General features: G+C 54.5%; 15 protein-coding genes. 1 reads left to right on the forward strand and 14 read right to left on the reverse strand.

Annotation, left to right across the window (positions count from 1 at the left end; translation table 11 throughout):
• Window positions 1–41: 41 nt before the first annotated feature.
• The 14 genes from M987_RS22335 to M987_RS22400 form a co-directional block, all read right to left on the reverse strand.
• The gene (locus M987_RS22335; RefSeq protein ID WP_014071325.1) at window positions 42–1583 is read right to left on the reverse strand and encodes a peptide MFS transporter; all 1542 of its coding nucleotides are present in this window, start codon (window positions 1581–1583) and stop codon (window positions 42–44) included.
• 316 nt (window positions 1584–1899) lie between these two features.
• On the reverse strand, window positions 1900–2172 hold the full coding sequence (locus M987_RS22340; protein ID WP_014071326.1) for a hypothetical protein: 273 nt from the start codon (window positions 2170–2172) through the stop codon (window positions 1900–1902).
• A complete protein-coding gene (locus tag M987_RS22345) occupies window positions 2156–2704 on the reverse strand; it encodes a DUF2778 domain-containing protein (RefSeq protein WP_014071327.1) in 549 nt (182 codons plus the stop codon). The genes M987_RS22340 and M987_RS22345 overlap by 17 nt, the downstream gene beginning before the upstream one ends.
• Complete coding sequence (locus M987_RS22350; protein WP_014071328.1) at window positions 2701–3192, reverse strand: Hcp family type VI secretion system effector; 492 nt, start codon at window positions 3190–3192, stop codon at window positions 2701–2703. Before M987_RS22350 ends, M987_RS22345 begins: the two co-directional genes overlap by 4 nt.
• Before the next feature lie 202 nt (window positions 3193–3394).
• Window positions 3395–4870: a ribosome biogenesis GTPase Der gene (gene der, locus M987_RS22355; RefSeq protein WP_014071329.1), complete on the reverse strand. Its 1476-nt coding sequence runs from the start codon at window positions 4868–4870 to the stop codon at window positions 3395–3397.
• A gap of 112 nt (window positions 4871–4982) precedes the next feature.
• The gene (bamB, locus tag M987_RS22360; RefSeq protein WP_014071330.1) at window positions 4983–6161 is read right to left on the reverse strand and encodes an outer membrane protein assembly factor BamB; all 1179 of its coding nucleotides are present in this window, start codon (window positions 6159–6161) and stop codon (window positions 4983–4985) included.
• 10 nt (window positions 6162–6171) lie between these two features.
• On the reverse strand, window positions 6172–6792 hold the full coding sequence (locus M987_RS22365; protein WP_014071331.1) for a YfgM family protein: 621 nt from the start codon (window positions 6790–6792) through the stop codon (window positions 6172–6174).
• 13 nt (window positions 6793–6805) lie between these two features.
• A complete protein-coding gene (gene hisS, locus M987_RS22370) occupies window positions 6806–8080 on the reverse strand; it encodes a histidine--tRNA ligase (protein WP_014071332.1) in 1275 nt (424 codons plus the stop codon).
• An 81-nt stretch (window positions 8081–8161) separates the two neighbouring features.
• Window positions 8162–9280, reverse strand: coding sequence for a flavodoxin-dependent (E)-4-hydroxy-3-methylbut-2-enyl-diphosphate synthase (ispG, locus tag M987_RS22375; RefSeq protein ID WP_014071333.1), 1119 nt, complete (start codon window positions 9278–9280; stop codon window positions 8162–8164).
• Between the two features lie 26 nt (window positions 9281–9306).
• Window positions 9307–10317 (reverse strand): cytoskeleton protein RodZ, encoded by a 1011-nt coding sequence (gene rodZ, locus M987_RS22380; RefSeq protein ID WP_014071334.1) that lies wholly within the window; start codon window positions 10315–10317, stop codon window positions 9307–9309.
• A 293-nt stretch (window positions 10318–10610) separates the two neighbouring features.
• Window positions 10611–11777, reverse strand: coding sequence for a dual-specificity RNA methyltransferase RlmN (gene rlmN, locus M987_RS22385; protein ID WP_014071335.1), 1167 nt, complete (start codon window positions 11775–11777; stop codon window positions 10611–10613).
• Between the two features lie 168 nt (window positions 11778–11945).
• Window positions 11946–12377 (reverse strand): nucleoside-diphosphate kinase, encoded by a 432-nt coding sequence (gene ndk / locus M987_RS22390; protein ID WP_014071336.1) that lies wholly within the window; start codon window positions 12375–12377, stop codon window positions 11946–11948.
• A 157-nt stretch (window positions 12378–12534) separates the two neighbouring features.
• Window positions 12535–14859: a peptidoglycan glycosyltransferase PbpC gene (gene pbpC / locus M987_RS22395; protein ID WP_014071337.1), complete on the reverse strand. Its 2325-nt coding sequence runs from the start codon at window positions 14857–14859 to the stop codon at window positions 12535–12537.
• Window position 14860: 1 nt separating this feature from the next.
• Window positions 14861–19819 (reverse strand): alpha-2-macroglobulin family protein, encoded by a 4959-nt coding sequence (locus tag M987_RS22400; RefSeq protein ID WP_014071338.1) that lies wholly within the window; start codon window positions 19817–19819, stop codon window positions 14861–14863.
• Window positions 19820–20104: 285 nt separating this feature from the next.
• On the opposite strand from M987_RS22400, the gene M987_RS22405 reads away from it, so the two are divergent.
• Complete coding sequence (locus M987_RS22405) at window positions 20105–21649, forward strand: PTS transporter subunit EIIC (RefSeq protein ID WP_014071339.1); 1545 nt, start codon at window positions 20105–20107, stop codon at window positions 21647–21649.
• Window positions 21650–21656: the final 7 nt, after the last annotated feature.

The raw sequence follows: 21656 nt of genomic DNA on the forward strand, positions 1-21656 counted from the left end.
TGCCGGGGCATTACGCCTGCCCCGGCAATGTCGAGGTTTTATCAGGCGTTAGCGGCCGGTTTAGTCTGGGTATTTTCCAGCATCCGGCGTACCGGAACAATGAGCACAATCAGTACCGCGGCACAAATCAGCAGTGCAACAGAACAGCGGGCAAACAGATCCGGCAGCATATCCAGCTGGTCGGCCTTCACATGCCCACCAATCAGGCCAGCCGCCAGGTTACCCAGCGCACTTGCACAGAACCATAGGCCCATCATCTGACCACGCATTCTTTCCGGTGCCAGCAGCGTCATGGTCGCCAGGCCAATCGGGCTTAAACACAGCTCACCCAGGGTCAGCATCAGAATACTGCCCACCAGCCAGAACGGAGAAACACCCGCCCCGCCGTTAGCCAACACATTCTGCGCGGCCAGCATCATCAGGCCAAAGCCCGCTGCGGCACACAGAATGCCGATAACGAATTTGGTGATGCTGCTTGGGCGAATGTTCATGCTCGCAAGCTTCGGCCATGCCCAGCTGAATACCGGCGCCAGAATGATGATAAACAGCGCGTTGACCGACTGGAACCACACCGCCGGGATCTCGAAATCGCCGATCATGCGGTTAGTGTAGTCGTTGGCAAACAGGTTGAACGAGGTTGGCTTTTGCTCAAACGCAGACCAGAAGAATGCCGCAGAAACCAGCAGGATGAAACACACCAGCAGTCTGGCGCGCTCTTTACGGTTGAGGCCAGCAAAAACAAACAGGTAGATGAAGTACAGCGCAACAGACGCGGCAATGACGTAAACCAGCGTACTGGCAACCGCTACCGGGTTAATGACAATCACACCCTGCGCAATCAGCGTCACAACAACAGCCACACCCACGGCCAGCGCCAGCAGCCAGGCACCCACGCCTTTTCGCTTCACGACCGGGCTGTTCCAGGTGGAATCCAGGCCGACTTCACTGTCATAACGTTTCATGGACGGAACGGCAAACACGCGGAAGATAACCAGCGCCACCAGCATCCCGATACCACCGATACCAAAGCCCCAGTGCCAGCCATGAGTTTTAATCAGCCAGCCGGAGATCAGTGGAGCAATGAACGACCCCATGTTGATGCCCATATAAAACAGCGAGAAACCGCCGTCACGGCGTGCATCGCCTTTTTTATACAGGGTCCCGACCATCACCGAGATACAGGTTTTGAACAGACCAGAGCCGAGCACAATAAACATCAGGCCGATGAAGAACAGGTTATTCCCCATCACAGCAGAGAGCGCGATCGACAGGTGGCCGAGGGAAATCAGAATAGAACCGTACCAGACGGCTTTTTGCTGGCCGAGCCAGTTATCTGCCAGCCAGCCGCCCGGCAACGCGGCGAGGTACATCGCACCGGCAAAAATCCCCACGATGGCAGACGCGTTCTCACGTGCCAGCCCCATGCCGCCGTCATAAACGGTTGCCGCCATAAACAGAATGAGTAACGGGCGGATACCGTAAAACGAGAAGCGCTCCCACATTTCAGTAAAGAACAGTGAGCCAAGCGGATACGGATGGCCGAAGAACGTTCGGCTTTCTTTTTGATTAACAGAGGATTGCATAATTCTCCCGAAAAGGTATGTCGTCGTGCTTGTAAACACCGACATGTACGCCGATCAGTTACGTATCTGATCGATTTTTTACATGCGGCGAAAATTGGTTAACTATTTGATAACCAGGTGCTAGTTTTGTCTAGTACCAGACACAGGACTTTAAGACGAAAATTCGATGATTGTCTACTTTTCTGGATTTAAACAAGGTTAAAAATGATTAGTGATTGACATCACAGAGAGAAAACGCACGGTATGAAAGACGTAAAAAAACCGCGGCGTGCGCAAGTTTTAGAGAAGTCAGCAATAATTACTTGCTTTTCTGCCTTTAACACTCGATACGGCTTAATTTCACTACTATCTCGCCGATAAATACAGTCATAACAGATGCCAGCGCATTACAAATGATATAAAGCGTGAAATAGTTATCTTCTACGCGGTCAGCATATGGTCCCTTTTCATATGGGATATAATTTAGCAGGTCCGTAACGGTGAATTTCAGGGATTCGGCCAGTGGATCAAAAATGCCCGAAAGCATCAACATGAACGTCATGGCCAGAATACCCAAAACGCGAATAGACCATTTAGCCGGGCGTGACATCACATCTCCCCGAGGTATTACCAATCACGGTTATATCACCGTACGCCCACAGGTTATCTCCTTGCAAGATGCGGTGACGGTGAGCACGTAGAAGCGCAGCTCGCACTGTGTAAAAGTCACTCGAAAGAAAAAAGGTAATGCATCCTTCGCTAATTCCCGATCCATCTGGCCGCGGCGGGTGAAGCCGGAAATGACCGCGGAGATAGTGGTGCTGGGCATCCACATCAAACTTCATAAAGTCATCCACCACGCCATCCTTACGATACAAGGCGAACCAGTCATAATAATTATTCCCCGTAAAAGCGTGTTTAAACCACGTTTGCGCATGGGAGTACATGCCACCAGCGGGCCTGTCTACAATCCAATAGCTTCCAGGAGGGACGGTCGCATTCTCCATGACAGAACACTCAGGCTTGTTTACCAGCTCGCCCAGCCCGCTAAACACAGGGAATGAGCCAACGCCGCTCACATCAAGGCGAGCTTCGCGACCATCATCATAAAGATGGTTAAAATCAACTCGGCAACTGATCACGCGTAGACCCTCTGATTCCAGGTATCTGTATAGGTGATATTCCCGTCGAGATAAAGCCAGGTGATGCTTTCGTAAGCCAGCGATATGGATTCAGCCGGGTTATTCATTTGCCCAGCGGTGTTTTTGAAATTGTGCATAACAGGAGTCACCGCCACCACTTTCACACTCTTCAAAATGATGTGCAAAAATTCTTCCTCCACGCCAGCATCGTTTATCCGATACCACTTGATAATACCTTCCTGAAGCGTTTCGCCCTTGCAGACGGCGCGATTTAGGTATGGTGTTGCCTTGTCCAGTTCTTTGGTGAAGCTCAGCTGATCGTGCACGCGTGTGCCGGTGAGTTTTCCAAAATTATTATCGTAGGGGATGTGTATGCCGTGGTTGAAGCTCTGCATTTCTATCGCGCCTTCACGCATCAGGACGTTAGAGCCACCCTGTATCAGGATTCCGGTAGAGTGATAAAGCCAGATATAAGCGGGTACAGACATTTTGATTTTCCTTTTGTCGTTATTGCTTCCACTTTTCTACACCTGCTTATCATTTTTTCCTGAGCCCAAAATGCGTCTTTATCTTTAGTTATTCCGAAAGTTCAGAAAGGTCCTTTTAACCTGTGCTTTCATGCCTTGCTATCACGTATCACAAAGACAAAAAACCCGCGAAATACGCGGGTTATATGAAAGCTAGCAATGATTATTTGCTTTTCTTGATGTGCTTAATCAAACGCTTACGCTTACGCATCTGGTTTGGCGTCAGGGTATTGCGCTTGTTCGCAAACGGGTTATCCCCTTCCTTGAACTGGATACGGATAGGTGTGCCCATCACGTCCAGCGACTTGCGGAAGTAGTTCATCAGATAACGTTTGTAGGAATCCGGCAGATCTTTCACCTGGTTACCGTGGATAACCACGATTGGCGGGTTATAACCACCGGCGTGAGCATATTTCAGCTTCACACGGCGACCACGCACCAACGGCGGCTGATGGTCTTCTGCTGCCATATTCATAATACGGGTCAGCATCGCGGTGCTCTGGCGACGGGTAGAGCTGTCATAGGCTTCGCGAACGGAATCGAACAGGTTACCCACGCCGCTACCGTGCAGCGCAGAGATAAAGTGCACACGCGCGAAGTCGATAAAGCCCAGACGGAAGTCCAGGGTCTCTTTCACCTGCTCGCGCACTTCATTGCTCAGGCCGTCCCATTTGTTGACGACGATAACCAGTGAGCGCCCGCTGTTGAGGATAAAGCCCAGCAGTGACAGATCCTGATCGGAGATCCCTTCGCGTGCATCGATAACCAGCAGCACCACGTTGGCATCTTCAATTGCCTGTAGAGTTTTGATAACGGAGAATTTTTCCACCACATCGGTGATTTTCCCGCGTTTACGCACACCGGCAGTATCGATAAGTACGTACTCACGTTCATCGCGCTGCATCGGGATGTAGATACTGTCACGCGTGGTGCCAGGCATGTCGTAAACGACCACGCGCTCTTCACCCAGAATACGGTTAGTAAGCGTAGACTTACCTACGTTTGGACGGCCCACAATCGCCAGCTTAATTGGCAGATCCTGCGGGTTGAATGCCTCTTCAGGCTCTTCTTCTTCGCCCTCTTCACCTTCTTCGAACTGCGCCCAGTATTCAGCGTCTTCGTCCACTTCTTCCGGCGGGTTCACTTCGTCAACCCACGGCAGCAGAACGGTTTCGAGCAGGCTGGTCACGCCACGGCCATGAGATGCCGCGATTGGGTAGATCTCACCCAGACCTAACGACCAGAAATCAGCAATCGCCTGATCGGCATCGATGCCGTCAGTTTTGTTGGCCACCAGGAAAGTTGGCTTTTCACGCGCGCGCAGATGTTTGGCAATAGCGGAGTCCGCTGGCATCAGGCCAGCACGGGCATCAACCATAAACAGAACAACGTCTGCTTCTTCGATGGCCAGCAGAGACTGTTCCGCCATACGAGTTTCGACGCCGTCTTCTGTCCCATCAATACCGCCGGTATCGATGCAGATGAACTCACGTCCTTCCACTTCTGCACGACCGTACTTACGGTCACGCGTCAGCCCCGGGAAATCCGCAACCAGCGCATCACGGGTGCGTGTTAAACGGTTAAAAAGAGTGGATTTTCCAACGTTAGGGCGCCCGACAAGCGCGACCACAGGTACCATGTTTGAAGCCTCATAAAATTCAAAATCACGTCGCTTTCGCGGCGTTTTTAAAAAAGTCAAAACGGCCCCTGAGTTAACAGGAGCCGTTTAGTATACAACAACCGCTGAGTAATTAACGCGTGATCGCGTACAGCGTGCCGTCTTTTGCCTGGATCAGCAGTTTGCCATCAGCCACAACCGGTTCGGTCAGGAAGCCAGAGCTGTCAACTTTTTGCTGAGCAGTGAAGCGACCCGTTTCTGGATCAATCCAGTGCATATAACCTTCGCTATCACCGACAACCAGGCTGCCGTTATACAGCGCCGGTGCCGTCAGCAGACGGTGCAGCAGATCGCTTTGCGTCCACAGCGTTACGCCACCTTCGGTGTTCAGTGCCAGCAGGCGATCGTTTTGATCAACCATATAAATACGGTTGCCATCAACGATGAAATCATTCACAGAGCCCAGCTCACGCTTCCACATGATCTGGCCGCTGCGCAGGTCCAGCGCGGTCAGGTTACCATTATAAGCCAGCGCGTAAACCACGCCATTGACGATAACCGGCGTCGTGTCCACGTCGCTCAGGCGGTCAATTTCAGTTGAACCGGTTGCCTGAGAGATACGCTGCTGCCAAATCATCTGGCCCTGCTGCATCAGTACCGCACTGACACGACCATTGTCGCCGCCAACAATCGCCGCGCCAAAAGCAGATGCCGGAGCAGATTCACCACGCAGAGACAGTGAAGGCATATCCAGGTTTACCGTCCATTTCACCAGACCATCGGCTTCGTTCAGCGCCTGCAACTGGCCGTTGCTGGTGTGGATCAGAACCAGACCATCGCTCACAACCGGGCGGGACAGCGATTCGCCAGCCACCGTGGTTTGCCATGCAATTGAGCCATCACTTGTGTTCAGCGCATAAACCTGCGCTTTTTCACTGCCCACATAGACGTGGCCGCCAGCAACCGTCAGGCCACCAGAGAGCAGTGCAGGCTTACGGGAGAACCAGCCATCTTTTTCCGCCAGGTTAACGGACCACACTTCTTTTCCGTCGTCGGAATTAAGCGCTTTTACCGTGCCTTTGCGGTCGGCCGCATAGACCACGCTGTCAGCAAATGCCGGGTGCAGGTTGGAATAAAATTCACCAATACCGTCACCGACGGAAGAACTCCACGCGGTTGACGGGGTAAACTGGTTTTCAACCGTTGGCAGCGGGGACATTTTTACAACATCTTCTTCGCCACTGAACAGTGAACAGCCACTCAATAACGTAACAGAAAGCAGTCCTGGCAGAAGTAATTTACGCAATTGCATCGGGTCCCTCTCAGACGGACAAATTATTTATTTTCATCTGCATCATTTCGCTCAGCGCAGGTGAAGCTTTGCTATCTACGCCAGCTTGCCACGCTTTACGCGCGCCCTCTTTATCACCTTTGCTCAGCAGTGCTTCACCGCGCAGGTCGGCAACAATGGCCGCAAAGCCTTCACCTTTGATGGTATCGAGCGTTTTCAGCGCATCATCGGCTTTTTTCTGTTGAACCTGGATACGCGCCAGGCGCATGTTGATGACCGCTTTCAGGTTTTCATCACTCGCCGCAGCAAGGCCTTGTGACAGCTGTGCTACCGCTTTATCCAGCTCATTTTTATCAACAAACTGCTGCGCGACTTCCAGTGCGGCCAGCGCACCGTAAGTGTTTTTGTTTTCAGCAGAAAATTTCTCGGCAGCGGTCAGCGTTTGCGGCTGATCGGCACGGATAGCGCTGATGGTGTTTTCATACGCCAGAGAAGCGCCACGCGCAGAATCAGCCTGATGACCGTTCCAGAAACGCCAGCCCACTAACGCACCCACACCCAAAATTACCCCAACAGCCAGTGCTTTGCCGTTTTCAGCAAAGAAGCGTTTAATCGCATCAACCTGGTCGTTTTCGTTCTCGTAAATTTCCACGCAGTTCTTCTCCTTAGGAAGTCAAAGCGCGCAAGTGCGCCGCAACGCCATCCTGCGTTACCGTTGTTTGCTCACCAGAGCGCAGGTCTTTAACCACCACTTCGCCGTTAGCCACTTCAGACTCACCCAGCACCAGTGCAACACTTGCGCCCCACTTATCGGCACGAGCAAACTGTTTTTTAAAGTTGCCGCCGCCATGGTTGGTCATCAGCTTAACGCCCGGCAGTTCATCACGAACGCGTTCGGCAAGCTGCATTGCCGCAGACTGCGTATCCGCGCCTGAGGCCACCAGGTATATATCGACAACGGAATCTGCTTTAAATTCCGGATTAACTGCCTGAACCAGCAAAACAAGTCGCTCAAGGCCCATTGCAAAACCAACGGCAGGTGCCGCACGGCCACCAAGCTGTTCAACCAGACCGTCATAACGACCACCTGCGCATACGGTTCCCTGTGAGCCGAGGCTGCTCGTCACCCACTCGAAAACAGTACGGTTGTAGTAGTCCAGACCGCGCACCAGACGCTGGTTGACGGTATAAGCAATGCCGGCGGCTTCCAGCAGTTTGCACAGACCCGCGAAGTGCTCGCGAGAATCGTCGTCCAGGTAATCACCCAGTGCAGGCGCATCATTCAACAGCGCCTGAACTTCTGGGTTTTTGGAATCCAGAACACGCAGCGGGTTGCTGTACATGCGACGTTTGCAGTCTTCGTCCAGCGACTCTTTATGCTGTTCCAGGAACGCAACCAGTGCATCGCGATAGTTCGCACGCGCTTCAAGAGAACCGATAGAGTTCAGCTCCAGAGAAACATGCTCAGAAATACCGAGCGCGCGCCACCAGCGAGCAGTTAGCATAATCAGTTCGGCATCGATGTCCGGGCCTTGCAGACCAAAAACTTCAACACCCAGCTGGTTGAACTGGCGGTAACGACCTTTCTGTGGACGTTCGTGGCGGAACATCGGGCCGATGTACCACAGGCGCTGCTCCTGATTGTACAGGAGACCATGTTCGATGCCGGCGCGTACGCAGCCCGCCGTACCTTCCGGACGCAGTGTCAGGCTGTCGCCGTTGCGGTCCTCAAAGGTATACATCTCTTTTTCAACCACGTCGGTCACTTCGCCGATCGCGCGTTTGAATAACGGGGTCTGCTCTACAATCGGCAAACGGATTTCGCTGTAACCGTAGCTGCCGAGCACCTGTTTCAGTGCGCCTTCAATGCGCTGCCAGATGGCGGTTTCGCCAGGCAGATAATCGTTCATGCCGCGGATGGCTTGAATGTTTTTTGCCACGTTTATTCTCTTTCTATATACAAAAAAGAACCCAAAGAATGGGTTCAATCATACATGGGAAGCGAGCGGCTTCCCATCACGTTATTTTTCAACCTGCTGGATGCTGATACGCTGTGCTTCATCCATCATCGTGGCTTTGGCGCGAATGCGGGCTTCAAGCTGGTCGATCATGTCGCTATTATCCAGACGATCTTTACGAATACCATCTTCATAGAGACCACTTTTCTTGTTACCACCGGTTACGCCAAGCGTTGACACGAGCGCTTCACCTGGACCATTCACCACACAACCGATAATGGACACATCCATCGGGGTGATAATGTCTTCCAGACGCTGCTCAAGAGCATTCACCGTACCGATGACGTCAAACTCCTGACGCGAACAGGTTGGGCAGGCAATAAAGTTGATCCCACGCGCGCGGATACGCAGTGATTTCAGGATATCGAAACCGACTTTGATCTCTTCAACCGGATCGGCTGCCAGAGAGACACGCAGGGTGTCGCCGATCCCTTCCGAGAGCAGCAGCCCCAGACCGATCGCCGATTTAACGGAACCGCTACGCAGGCCACCGGCTTCGGTGATCCCCAGGTGCAATGGCTGATCGATCTGCTTTGCCAGCAGACGATAAGATTCCACCGCCAGGAACACATCAGAGGCTTTCACGCTGACTTTGAACTGATCGAAGTTAAGACGATCCAGATGATCCACATGGCGCATAGCCGATTCAAGCAGCGCCTGCGGCGTTGGCTCGCCATACTTTTCTTGCAGATCTTTTTCCAGAGAACCGGCGTTTACCCCGATACGGATTGGAATATTTTTGTCGCGCGCGCAGTCCACCACCATGCGGATACGTTCTTCGTTACCGATGTTACCTGGGTTGATACGCAGGCAGTCAACGCCATATTCGGCAACTTTAAGTGCAATACGGTAGTCGAAGTGAATATCAGCAACCAGCGGGACACTGACCTGTTGTTTGATCAGTTTGAACGCCTCGGCGGCATCCATGGTTGGCACGGAAACGCGGACAATGTCCGCACCGACGCGTTCTAATGCTTTGATTTGATTGACCGTGGCTTCCACATCCGTGGTGCGCGTGTTGGTCATCGACTGGACGGCGATAGGAGCCCCATCGCCGATTGGCACATTCCCAACGTAAATCCGTTTCGATTTTCTACGTTGAATCGGAGCCTGGTTATGCATGAAAAATCTCCCGCGTTGCCCGTCTGTTACTGTGCTGCTGATTGTTCGGCATTAACGGTAAGACGCGCAACCTGGTTAGTTCTGATAAAGCGGCTCAGATCGACAGGTTTACCCTGGTACTGGATCTGTACCGCTGCCGGAGCGCCGATTTTAAGTTTGTAAGGTGCCTGGCCCGTCAGGTTTAACGTGCCATCTTTACGCTGTAAGCCGCTGAAAAGTTTTTTACCGGTTGCATCGGTCACTTCTAACCAGCAATCGGCCGAGAAGTTCATCACCAGCGCATTCGGGTTGGCCGCAGCATTCGCTACGCCCGCCTGATCGGTTGGCAGTGGTTGAGCCGCGCTATCCGCAGGCGCAGATGCCGCTGGCGTGGTTGCCGCGGTATCAACATTCGCCTGAGAAGGGGCTACAACGGTATTATTTGGTGCTGGCGCAGCAGGATTCGCTGCTGGCGCTTGTGCCTGAGCCGGGTCGGTTGCAGGTGCATCTGTTGCAGCCGTTTGCGGGTCGTTAGACGTTGCCGCATTGTCGGTGTTCAGCGGCACGTTCTGTGCGTTATCGCTACCTGCGTTGTTCAGCTCGGCGGAAGATTGATCGGCCATGGTGGTGATCTCTTCCTGCTGCGCTTTGTGGTTTTGCCACCACCATGCGCCCGTCAGGCCAATCACCACAAACAGCACCAGCCAGGTAAAGCTCATCAACCAGCCATCACGTTTTTTACGACGTTTCCCCAGCGAGAAGGTCTGCATCGGCGCAACTTTTGCTGCACGCACCGGTGCCTGCTTCTCGATCATAGGCAGTAATTCTTCTTCGGGGATATGCACCAGTTTTGCGTAAGAGCGGATATAACCACGCAGAAATGTTGAAGCCAGATCGGCAGGCGCCTTATCTTCTTCAATATCGCGAACCGTGGAAACCTTCAGGCACAAGCGTTCTGCAACAGCTTGCTGGCTGAGTCCGAGTTGTTCACGGGCGTTGCGAAGACGAACGCCAGTGGAGAGTGCTTCATGTTGGTCGTGAGTGGCTTCAGTATTCATTCGCTACAACTACTGGTACGTGAAAAATAAGGGTTCAGGTGCCGGTGAGTCACAATGCCACCCGCACCGCGAAACTTCTGGTCAGTTAACCTTGAACAGAGAGTATAAAACTGTCAGCCCGGAGATGACAGTGCAGCTCTGCCCGCGCGGCTAAACTGTTGTTACGTCGTTACATACTGCCCGAAAGTCATATGAAACGCACCGTAATTATTAATCAAACATCACGAATCTGACTGATTATTCAGTAAGATTATGCTTCACGGCGCAGATAATGCGCCGTGACTGCATAATAATCAAACAGCTTTGACCGCAATGGTCTCGCCCTGCATACGTTTACGTAGCGTACGCTTGGTTCGGTCAATCACATCACCTGCCAGCTGTCCGCATGCAGCATCAATATCATCACCACGTGTTTTACGCACGATAGTGGTGAAACCGTACTCCATCAGTACTTTGGAGAAGCGATCGATACGGCTGTTCGAGCTGCGGCCATACGGCGCGCCCGGGAACGGGTTCCATGGAATCAGGTTAATCTTGCACGGCGTATCTTTCAGCAGCTCAGCCAGCTCGTGTGCATGCTCGGTACCGTCGTTCACGTGATCCAGCATCACGTATTCGATGGTTACGCGACCCTGGTTCGCATTGGATTTCTCCAGGTAACGGCGAACACCGGCGAGGAAGGTTTCGATATTGTACTTTTTGTTGATCGGCACAATTTCGTCACGAATCGCATCGTTCGGGGCATGCAGGGAAATCGCCAGCGCAACGTCAATCATGTCGCCGAGCTTATCCAGCGCAGGCACAACACCCGAGGTAGACAGGGTCACTCGACGCTTGGACAGACCAAAGCCGAAGTCGTCGAGCATGATTTCCATCGCCGGAACGACGTTGGTCAGGTTCAGCAGGGGTTCACCCATGCCCATCATCACCACGTTGGTGATAGGACGCGTGCCCGTCACTTTTGCTGCGCCCACGATTTTAGCCGCACGCCACACCTGGCCGATAATTTCGGACACGCGCAGGTTACGGTTAAAGCCTTGCTGAGCCGTAGAGCAGAATTTGCACTCAAGCGCACAACCGACCTGAGAAGAGACGCACAGCGTGGCGCGGTCATCTTCCGGGATATACACGGTTTCAACGCGCTGATCGCCTACGGCGATAGCCCATTTGATGGTGCCATCGGCAGAGCGTTGCTCTTCTACCACTTCTGGCGCACGGATTTCGGCCACTTCTTTAAGCTTATTGCGCAGCACTTTGTTGATGTCAGTCATGTCATCAAAGTTGTCGCTGCAATAGTGGTACATCCATTTCATGACCTGGTCGGCACGAAACGGCTTCTCGCCCATCTCTTTAAAGAATTCGCGCATCTGCTGACGGTTCAGATCCAACAGGTTGATTTTTCCATTTTTATTTGGAACCGCAGGAATGACGACTTCGGAGGTATTCACTAGTTCAGACATAATTTTTTCCGGCCTCGTTGTTACACGTTATGGCCCGTGGAGGGTTAAAAAGAAACGCCCCGGAAAGCATCTGCTCATCCGGGGCGTTGCATTGTACAAAGTCTGGCGCAGGGATGCCACGTCTGCACGCGGCATTTACGAAAATAATGTGTAAACGAAACCGTTAAATTAACGGGTACGTGGACACACTTCGCCTTCAGCGAAGAAGAAAGCGATTTCGCGCGCAGCAGATTCTACAGAGTCAGAACCGTGGGTGCCGTTCTCGGTGAAGCTGTCAGCGTAGTCAGCGCGCAGAGTACCTGCCAGCGCGTTATCCGGGTTGGTAGCGCCCAGCAGATCGCGGTGACGCTGTACTGCGTTTTCGCCTTCCAGTACGGAAACGACGATTGGGCCAGAAGTCATGAACTCAACCAGGCCGTCGAAGAATGGGCGACCTTCGTGCTCAGCGTAGAAACCGCGAGCCTGTTCAACGCTCAGGTGCAGCATTTTGGTGCCAACGATTTTGAACCCTGCTGATTCAAAGCGAGCGAAGATGCTGCCAATAACGTTTTTTGCCACCGCGTTTGGTTTGATGATGGAAAAAGTACGTTCAATAGCCATGATAACCTCTGTCAAATGTTCTGTTGTTTTGCATACCGGAGTATGGTGTGGCGCGGATTATAATGAGCAATAGCGCCATTGCCTACGGATCTAAGTAACATTTTTTTAAAATAAGATGAGTTTTAGCAACAGCTCACATCTAAAGGCCACCATTTCGCTACTGAAGCGTAAAGTTCACCGTTGTTACCTGACCTGCATCATCCATTACCAGTAACTGATAATCACCTGACTTATCAAGCTGTAAAGTGTAAACCCTTCCTTTCACATCCAGCGGTTCACCATTTAAAAACCACCAGCGTTCGCCGCTACTGCCACTAGCCAGGAGAGGCAGCGACACACGTGCTTCCCCCGGCAGACGCTTGATAACGGCCCCTTCACGCACGCCAGAGAGGATAAGCGGTGCCGGAGAGTCCTGCGCTAACGGCGGACAAACCGCAGACGCCGCGGGGATCCTTGCCGCCCGCCGCTCGGCTGCCGGGAGCCACGGTTCCAACGGCAGCGGCCACACGTCCACAACCTTCTCTGTGGCATCCGGGCAATCCGCGGCAACACGCTTGCCCTCTTTACTCAGCCAGATGGGGAAGCGGATACCGCGAACGCCTTCCTGCTCCGGCAGCAGCAACGTAGGTGGCTCGCTGCCATCCAGTAGCCAGGTCGAAAGGCGACGGCGGCAGTTCTCGCTACCTTCCGGCAGAGACTGCCCGCCAGGCCAGCAGATAACACCGCGCCCAACCGATGCCGGACGTGGGTCGCGCGGCAGACGCGCTTCAGCAATCGTTGAGCGAGACTGAAGCATGTTATTCACCTGATTGAGCAACGGAACCGCACTCGCGAAGCCAAACTGTCCAGCTACTGGCGTACCGTCCGGCCGTCCGGTCCAGATCCCAATGATATAGCGGGCATTAAGGCCGATAGCCCAGGCATCCCGATAGCCATAACTGGTGCCGGTTTTCCACGCAAGCGGCACCACCTGTGGCAGCGCACCATCCGGCAGTGGTTGTGCCTCGTTTGCCAGGATCCGGCGAATAATCCACGCCGCACCCGGTGACAACAAAGGGCGCTCCAGGATCGGATCGCCTGGCCGGACACGCAGTTTTGCCGCTTTGCCGTGACGGGCAAACGCGCTGTAGGCAGCGGTGATATCCGCAAGCCTTGCTCCTGCGCCCCCCAGGATGAGCGATAAATTGGGCTGAGCACCCGCAGGCAGAATAAGCGGAAGCCCGGCATTGCTGAGCATTCCGGCAAAACGTTTTGGCCCGTAGGCTTCCAGCACCTGCACCGCCGGGAGATTCAGCGATCGCACCAGCGCTTCGCTCATACTGACGGGCCCATGAAATCCGCTGTCGAAATTACCGGGCCGATAATCCCCGGTGCGGCGCGGCACATCCTGTAGCAGTGACGCAGGATGGATCAGCCCCTCGTCCAGCGCCATGCCATAGATAAAGGGTTTGAGCACCGAGCCCGGCGATCGGATCGCATTGACCATGTCCACGTGGCTGAACCGGCTATCGTCGTTGATATCCACGGAACCTACCCAGCCGCGCACTTTCATGTCGGTATGATCGACGACGATCATCGCCAGAGAGCTTCTTTCCGGCAGGCGCGCCTTCCAGTTAAGCGCCAGCTCCTCAAGCTGTCGCTGCAATGACGCATCCAGCGTGGTGATGATTTTGTTGTCCCGGCTTTTGCCGAGCATCATCCGCGAAAAAAGCGGTGCCAGCTGCGGCATTTGCCGTGGCGCCAGCCAGACGGCCTCTTCACGGGACTCTTTAACCTGCTGAGCTGACCAGACGCCCTGAGTCACCATTCTGTCGAGCACTTTATTGCGCGCGGCTTCGGCACGCCCCGGCCATCTGTCAGGGCGCAACCGGCTTGGTGCCTGGGGCAAAACGGCCAGCAACGCGGCTTCCGAATAGCTTAGCTGCGAGGGCGGTTTACCAAGATAAGTCCAGCTGGCCGCGCCCACCCCCTGCAACGTGCCGCCAAAGGGTGCACGATTCAGATAGAGCGTCAGAATATCGCGTTTTGAAAGATGCCATTCGAGCTGAACAGCCCGCCAGAGCTGGCGGATTTTACCGCCAAAGGTACGCGGATGCGGGTCGAGTAATCGTGCAACCTGCATGGTGAGCGTGCTTCCCCCGGACACCACTTTGCCGGAGCTCAGATCCTGCCAGGCCGCACGCAGCACGGAAAAAGGGTTAACGCCGGGATGATCCCAGAACCAGCGGTCTTCATACTGGATCAGGGCGTCGAGATAGCGCGGAGAAACTTCTTCAATGGTCACCGGATAACGCCAGATCCCTTCGCTGTCGGCAAAGCGCCACAGTGGCGTCCCCTGCTCATCCACCACCACGCGCGCGGGATTAACCTCTTTGAGCGGTAACGGCCACAGGCGATCGGCGGCAATGATCAGCCCCCATAAAACGAGAAGCGCTCCCGCGAGCTGAAGCCAGCGGGAGCGTGTCAGACGGACTATCTGCATGTTATGGAACGACAATCAGCGGGCCACTTGCCGCACCCGTTGCCCGCCACTGCGGAACATACATGGATTCCACCATCGGGGCTGGCACCTGATAGGTCCCAGGCGTTACAGCGCGCGCCAGATAAACCAGCGTTACCGGCTGGCCCTCACTGACAGGAACCGCCGCCACAAAGCGATCGTCGCGGAACTCCATATGCTGAATATCCGCCTGCTGCATTTGCGTCAGCAGGTTCTGCACCTCGCTTCCGCTGTCCTGCAAGCTGGCGCTGCTGTTTGCCAGATTCTGATTCTCCAGCTCCAGCCCTGCCGGGAGCAAATCAACCACCAGCGCATCCGGGACGTTCTGGCTGGCTTTCACATCAAGCCATACCAGCACCAGCTCACCACTCTTCAGCGAAGAGAGCGATTTGGTGCTGCCATCGGTAGCCAGAATATGCCGTTCGATCTGCAAGACATTGGATGACGGCTGAGGCGCATATTCCGGGTATCCGCTGCTATCAAGGCGGATCCAGAGCGGCGTCGTGCCGGTGTTGGTCACCTGCAACGCACCGAGCTGGTCGCCATTGACGTTTTGCACCTGCGCATTGTCGCCGCTGAGTGGTTTATCCGCCAGACTGCTCGTGGCCTGCCAGGTGCCGGAAAGCGTCGGCAATGCACGGCCAGCGAGGAACAGCGCATTACTCTCCTGGGTGGAGAGCCAGCGCTGGCTAAACGCCTGTTCAGAAAGTGTGTTCAGCAAGGTGTTTTGCGCATCCGGCAGCAGTTTGTACTCTTCCAGCAGGGAGAGCATCAGCGCGTTGTCGCGAAGCGCACTGCCGTAATCGGCCATCCAGTTTTTGCTATCGTTACGCGGCGTTTTGATGGCCAGATCCAGCGCCTGCTGGCTGCGTGGCGCATCCCCCATCAGTTTTAACGCCATGCCGAGCTGCATCAGTGGCAAACCAGACGCCGCCTGACCATGACGATCCCAGATTTCCCGCAATGCGCCGAGCGGTGCTTTTTGCTGACGTGCCAGCACCAGCGCGGCATAAGCCTGAACCGCAAATTTGCTGGCCTGAGTATCGTCGCTATAGCGAATTGACATCATGCCCGGATCCTGCAAATAGCGCAGCAGGCGGTTATTGGCATTATTGATGGCATCGGCCGGAACGCTGTAGCTCTGCTCTCCAGCACGCACCAGGAAATCGGTCACATAGGCGGTGAGCCAGTACTCCTCCTGACCATTTTTATCCCAGAGCGCAAAGCCGCCGTTATCACGCTGCATTTGCAACAGACGAGATATTCCGATGTCGATCGCAGCACGACGCTTATCATCGCTATCCCCTTTAATGCCCAGCGCCGTCAGTTGTGCGGCGTTGGTATAAAGCGACGGGAACAGGCCACTGGTCGTCTGCTCAAGACAACCATATGGATAAGCCTGCAACTCACGAATATAGCGTGCCAAGTTCAACGGTGGTTTACCGCTAAGCAACATCTGCCCCTGCAAGGTCGCAGGAGCTAACCCATTGATATGCTGAGCAGGTGCAGTCCAGGACTCACCCGGGTTCAGCATTGCTCCCGTATTTACCGTCTGGGCCGGGAACGCCGGACGAACGCCGATTTTCCAGCTTTTTTGCTGCGGTGCGAAGGTTTCACCCGGAAGCGTAAGCCCTGTTACCTGAGCGGTAATTTCACCGTCGCCATAACCCGCGAGCGCCCTAACCGGGATAAACAGGGTGGTTCGCACGCCTGGTGCCAGCTTAACCGGCTGCGGCTGCGCGCTTTCCAGGCTCAGCAAACCGGATGCCGTTAAGGCAACGTTCAGGGTCTGCGGTTGATCGGTCAGGTTTGTGACATCCAGCGTTAACCTTGAGGTATCACCGCTGGCGAGGAAGCGTGGCGTGTTCAGTTCAGCGATAACTGGCGCCGCGACAATCACTTTGCTTTCGCTGCTGCCAAAGTCGTCTTCCGTCCAGGCCTGCGCCATCAGACGTAATTCGCCGTTGAAATCACCAATCGGCATCGTAATGGTGCCTTCGCCGTTGGCATCAAGCTCTACGGGTTGCGCCTGCTGGGCGATAATGGTGACGTGATTCACCGGCGGTTTACCACCGCGTTTCAGTTCATCACCATCACCACCAAAACGCAGCGCCGCCATACGGCCCTGGCCTTCGATAACCTGGCCGTAGATATCATAAATATCTGCACCATAACGCTTCTGCCCAAAGAACGCCTGCCACGGATCTGGCGTGACGTAATCCGTAATGCTCAGCACGCCGCTATCCACCGCAGAAACCAGCACGTTGGCTTTCTGTGGCACCGCGCCCTCTTTCACGCTGGCTTTCACTTTCACCGACAGCGTCTGATTTGGGCGCATTTTTTGCGGGTTATCGAGCGCAATATTCAGGCGACGATTTTCGTCACCCATTGGCAGGTGCAGCAGCCCAACAGCGCGTTTTGGCGTGGCCGATTTAGATTTATCGCCCGGACGCACCACCAGCGTGCTGAGATACAGATCGTGACGCTTCCAGGCTTTATCCACCGGAATAGCCAGCTCAAGACCGTTGGCCGGAACATCGATTTCTTTCCACCACAGCGGCCCTTCGCTGGATTCAATCATCGCGTAGCCTTTGCCTGCGGCAGGTGCGGCAATGTGAAGATTAATGGTGTCGCCAGGCTGGTAAGACGGTTTATCCAGCTTCAGCGTCACACGGTCGGGACGCGCTGCGCCTGTTCCATCGCTGTTATCTTGCCAGCTGTAACCAGCCCAGAAACGCACGCTACTGACCGTATCATCCGGGGCTTTGACCTCCAGACGATAAGAGCCCCACTCCACCGGGAAGGTCACTTTACCGGTCTGATCGGCGGCGATATCGAGGGATTGCTCACCTTCAACCAGATCTTTTTGATCAAACTGAGACTGCCATCCGTCAGTTTCTGACCAGTTCCAGAAGTAATCCCGACGTTCGCGGATAAGCCGGACCTGTAGCCCTGAAACCGCTTTTTTCGCTCCGCTGGCATCGGCATAGACGATATCAAAACCAGCGTTGCTGTTTTCATCCACAATAGGCTGATTGACGGTGGTGTCTGTGCGGTAGTCATATACCGCTTTGCTGGCAAACTCCGGGCGGATCCCCGGCAAGGTTTGCGCTGGCCAGATGGCCTGCTCTGCGCGACGAGTCACCGGACGGCCGCCGGATTCCAGCAGGCTGGCTTGCAGGATCACCTGTAACGGCGAGTGCGCCTCTTTCCACTGGCTTTCCGCTGATACCTCACCCCGGCCCTGCTCGTTAAGCGTGAGCTGCACTTCATCCAGGCTGCGGGTCAGGTTCTCTTCCGCGATATCGCCAAACTGGAAGCCCGGCAGTGCCGACACGGCCTCACGCAGAGGACGCAGGAATAACTGCCCTTGCAGGCTGTTTCCGTTGGCGGGCGCGCCATACAGGTAATAGCCCGTCACATCAAACCTGACGTCATCTGCCGGGGACACCGGCGTTTTTTGCCCAGTCAGATTTAACGCCATTCGCTCCGGCATAAAATCTTCGACGTGGAAATCCCACATCCGTTGCAGGTTATCGCCGGTATTGGCGCGTATATGCCACATACCGGTTTGCGCCCCGCTGTCCAGCGGATAGGTAAAGCGATACAGACCGTTTTCTGGCTGAACCACCAGGGTGCGTGCCACCTGTCCGTCCGGGCGCAGCACATCAAGTTTCACCGGTTGTGCAGGCAGTGGCTTACCGTCACTGTCACGCAGCAGGCCGTTGAGAATAACGGTTTCACCCGGGCGATAGAGATCGCGCGGGCCAAACATAAAGAACTGTTTGCTGTAACCCGGCGCACCGGCGATATCAAATTCAGCCAGATCCAGCGCCGGAAGTTTCAGGTCGAGCAGCGTGGTCTGCCCGTCTTTGCGCGCCAGTATTAACGCAGCTTCTTTATCGGTCTCAAGCCTGGCGTGGCCGTCAGCATCGCTGGTGCCCTGTGCCAGCGTCTGGCCTTTATCGTTGAGTAATGCGACCTCAATACCGGCCTGCGCCGCGCCGTTTTCCAGACTCTGGGTAAAGATATCGAGGCGATTATGATAACGGTGAGCGGACAGACCAATGTCGCTCAGGGTAAAGAGGGTTGCCGCATTGCTGTAGTTGTAATGTCCCGCCTGGTTCATCACGGCGATATATACGCCGGACTGTTGCAGCGGTTTGATATCACTCAGGGGTAGCAGCAGTTTTTCCCGCGTGTTTCGCGCCGGGTTGAGATCAAAACGGCCGGTATAGACCAGATCGGCCATTTTGAGCAGATTGTCAGACTCCCAGTTGGTGAGCGAGTTACGGTATTCCCACTGGCTGACAAACGATGCCAGGGACTCTGGCTTCACGCGGTAGAAATTAACATCCACGTTGTTGACGTTGAGCGCCATCACCGGCAGCCCTTCCACCACTTTTCCAGGCAGCAGCGAGCCGCGGCTGGCAAAACCGACCGTCGGTTCAACATCCCGGGTGGTGATCGCTTTTTCGTAATCAATGCCAAAGGTGGCTTTGTTCAGCGCCAGTAGGTCGCGTTCGACGGTAACCACAAGATTGCGGTTCGGCTCGAGGTGACGCAGACGCAGTTCTTTCAGGTTGGGTGCCAGCTCCCACGCGCCATCCACTTTGCCGCTTTTCTTGTCCACTACGTGCACCGTCTTTGCAAAATCCTGGTCGGGATTGAGCGGGACAGAGAATGTCAGAACTAACGTAGCCGCGCCGTCGAGCTGGATTTCAGATGCATCCAGTAAGGTGAGAGGTTTACCCTGGCTGGCAGAGGCCAGCTTCGCCAACTGCGCGCTATCGGGTTTTGCCGGGGTGTTCTCATTCGATGAACTGGCGGTTGCAGGTGCCGGGGCCGAAGCCTGTGGTTTATCGTCGCCGTTATCACAGCCGACAAGCGTAAAAGCGGTAAGCAGCGCGAGAGAGATCGCGGCTAAACGAAACGGTTTCATCCTTTATCCCTGGCCCATCGGGCCTGTTGGTCGTCATCCGGTTAAGTATTATCCGCAAGTTTCATTAATACAAAAAGTCTAAATTGAGATTCTGGAAAGCACCTCGCAAAGAGTTGATACCTCACAACCGGTGCTGCAACGCCGATCACACCCTCAAACGTCACATGTTACCTTTCACGTCATTTGTTTTTAAAACAAGCAGATAGCTAGATGAACCCGCCAGTTGCCTGCTAGTTTAAGGCCCAAGACGCACACCGAGTGCGCGGTTCAATAAGAGAGATAGCCATGAAACGAGCCGTGAACGCCCTACAAAATTTCGGAAAATCACTGTACGGACCGGTACTTATCTTACCGATTGTCGGCCTTTTTATCGCACTGGGTAACGTGCTGGGTAACGGTAACCTGGCAGACTATCTGCCATTTCTCGGCCACCCGTTAATCCAGAGCCTGGGGCAACTTATCGCCAAATCTGCCGTGTCAGTGCTGGTTAACCTGGCGCTGGTCTTTGCCGTGGGTATCCCAATTGGCCTGGCGACCCGTGATAAAGGCTACGCCGCCCTGATTGGTCTGGTGACCTTTGTGGTGTTTATCAATGCCATGAATGTCACGCTGCAATTGCAGGGCGAGCTTGCTCCGGTAGATCAGATGAAAGCGGCCGGACAAGCCATGGTGCTGGGGGTTCAGGTACTGGAGATGGGCGTCTTTGCCGGGATCCTGACCGGAGCGCTCTCCGGCTACCTGTACAACAAATACGCCAGCGTACAGTTTAATGGCGCGATGGCGATTTATTCCGGCCACTGTTTTGTCGCCATTGTGATGCTTCCCGTTTCTATGCTCCTCGGCGTGGTGATGAGTGAACTCTGGCCATTTGCCCAACATGGCATTAGCACCCTGGCACTGGCAATAAAAGGTTCCGGCCCATTTGGTGTTGCAATCTACGGCTTCCTGGAGCGCATTCTGGTGCCAACCGGTTTGCACCATCTGGTCTATACGCCGTTCCTGTATACCGAACTGGGCGGGACGCAAGAGGTCTGCGGTGCAACCTACCAGGGTGCGCGCAATATCTACTTTGCCGAGATGGCTTGCCCACAGGTGAAACAGCTCAGCAGCACGGTAGTGTGGGATGCGCGTGGCATCAGCAAGATGTTTGGCCTGCCTGCGGCGGCGCTGGCGATGTATATGACCGCGAAGCCAGAACGCAAGGCTGCGGCAAAAGCGATTCTTATCCCGGCCGCCCTGACCTCTCTGCTGGTGGGAGTGACCGAGCCGATTGAGTTCTCGTTCCTGTTTGTTGCCCCCCTGCTGTTCGTGGTGCACGCGGTGCTGACCGGCATCGGCATGATGCTCTTCTCGCTGTTTGGCGTTCATGCGATTGGCGCTAACGGGATTATTGATTTCATTCTTTACAACCTGCCGCTCGGCACAAAGAAATCCAACTGGCCAATGTACCTCGTGGTTGGGCTGATTATGTTCGCGCTCTACTTCGTGGTGTTCCGCTTCCTGATCCTGCGTTTCAACATGAAGACGCCAGGCCGTGAAGATGACGAACAAGAAACACGGCTCTACAGCAAGCAGGAATACCAGGCGAAAGGCAACAACGATGGGCTGGGTGAGTCAATCGTGTCAGGCCTGGGTGGCCGGGAAAATATTGAAGTGGTGGATAACTGCTACACCCGCTTACGCGTCACGGTGAAGGATGTCGCAATCATCGACGAACCGCGCCTCAAGGCGACCGGCGCGAAAGGGATTATCAAACAAGGTAACAACGTTCAGGTGGTCTACGGGCTGCATGTCAAAAAAATGCGAGAAGCCGTTGAGACGTTTCTCTGAAAGGAGC

It is taken from the genome of Enterobacter soli ATCC BAA-2102, from assembly GCF_001654845.1.
Taxonomy (GTDB): domain Bacteria; phylum Pseudomonadota; class Gammaproteobacteria; order Enterobacterales; family Enterobacteriaceae; genus Enterobacter; species Enterobacter soli.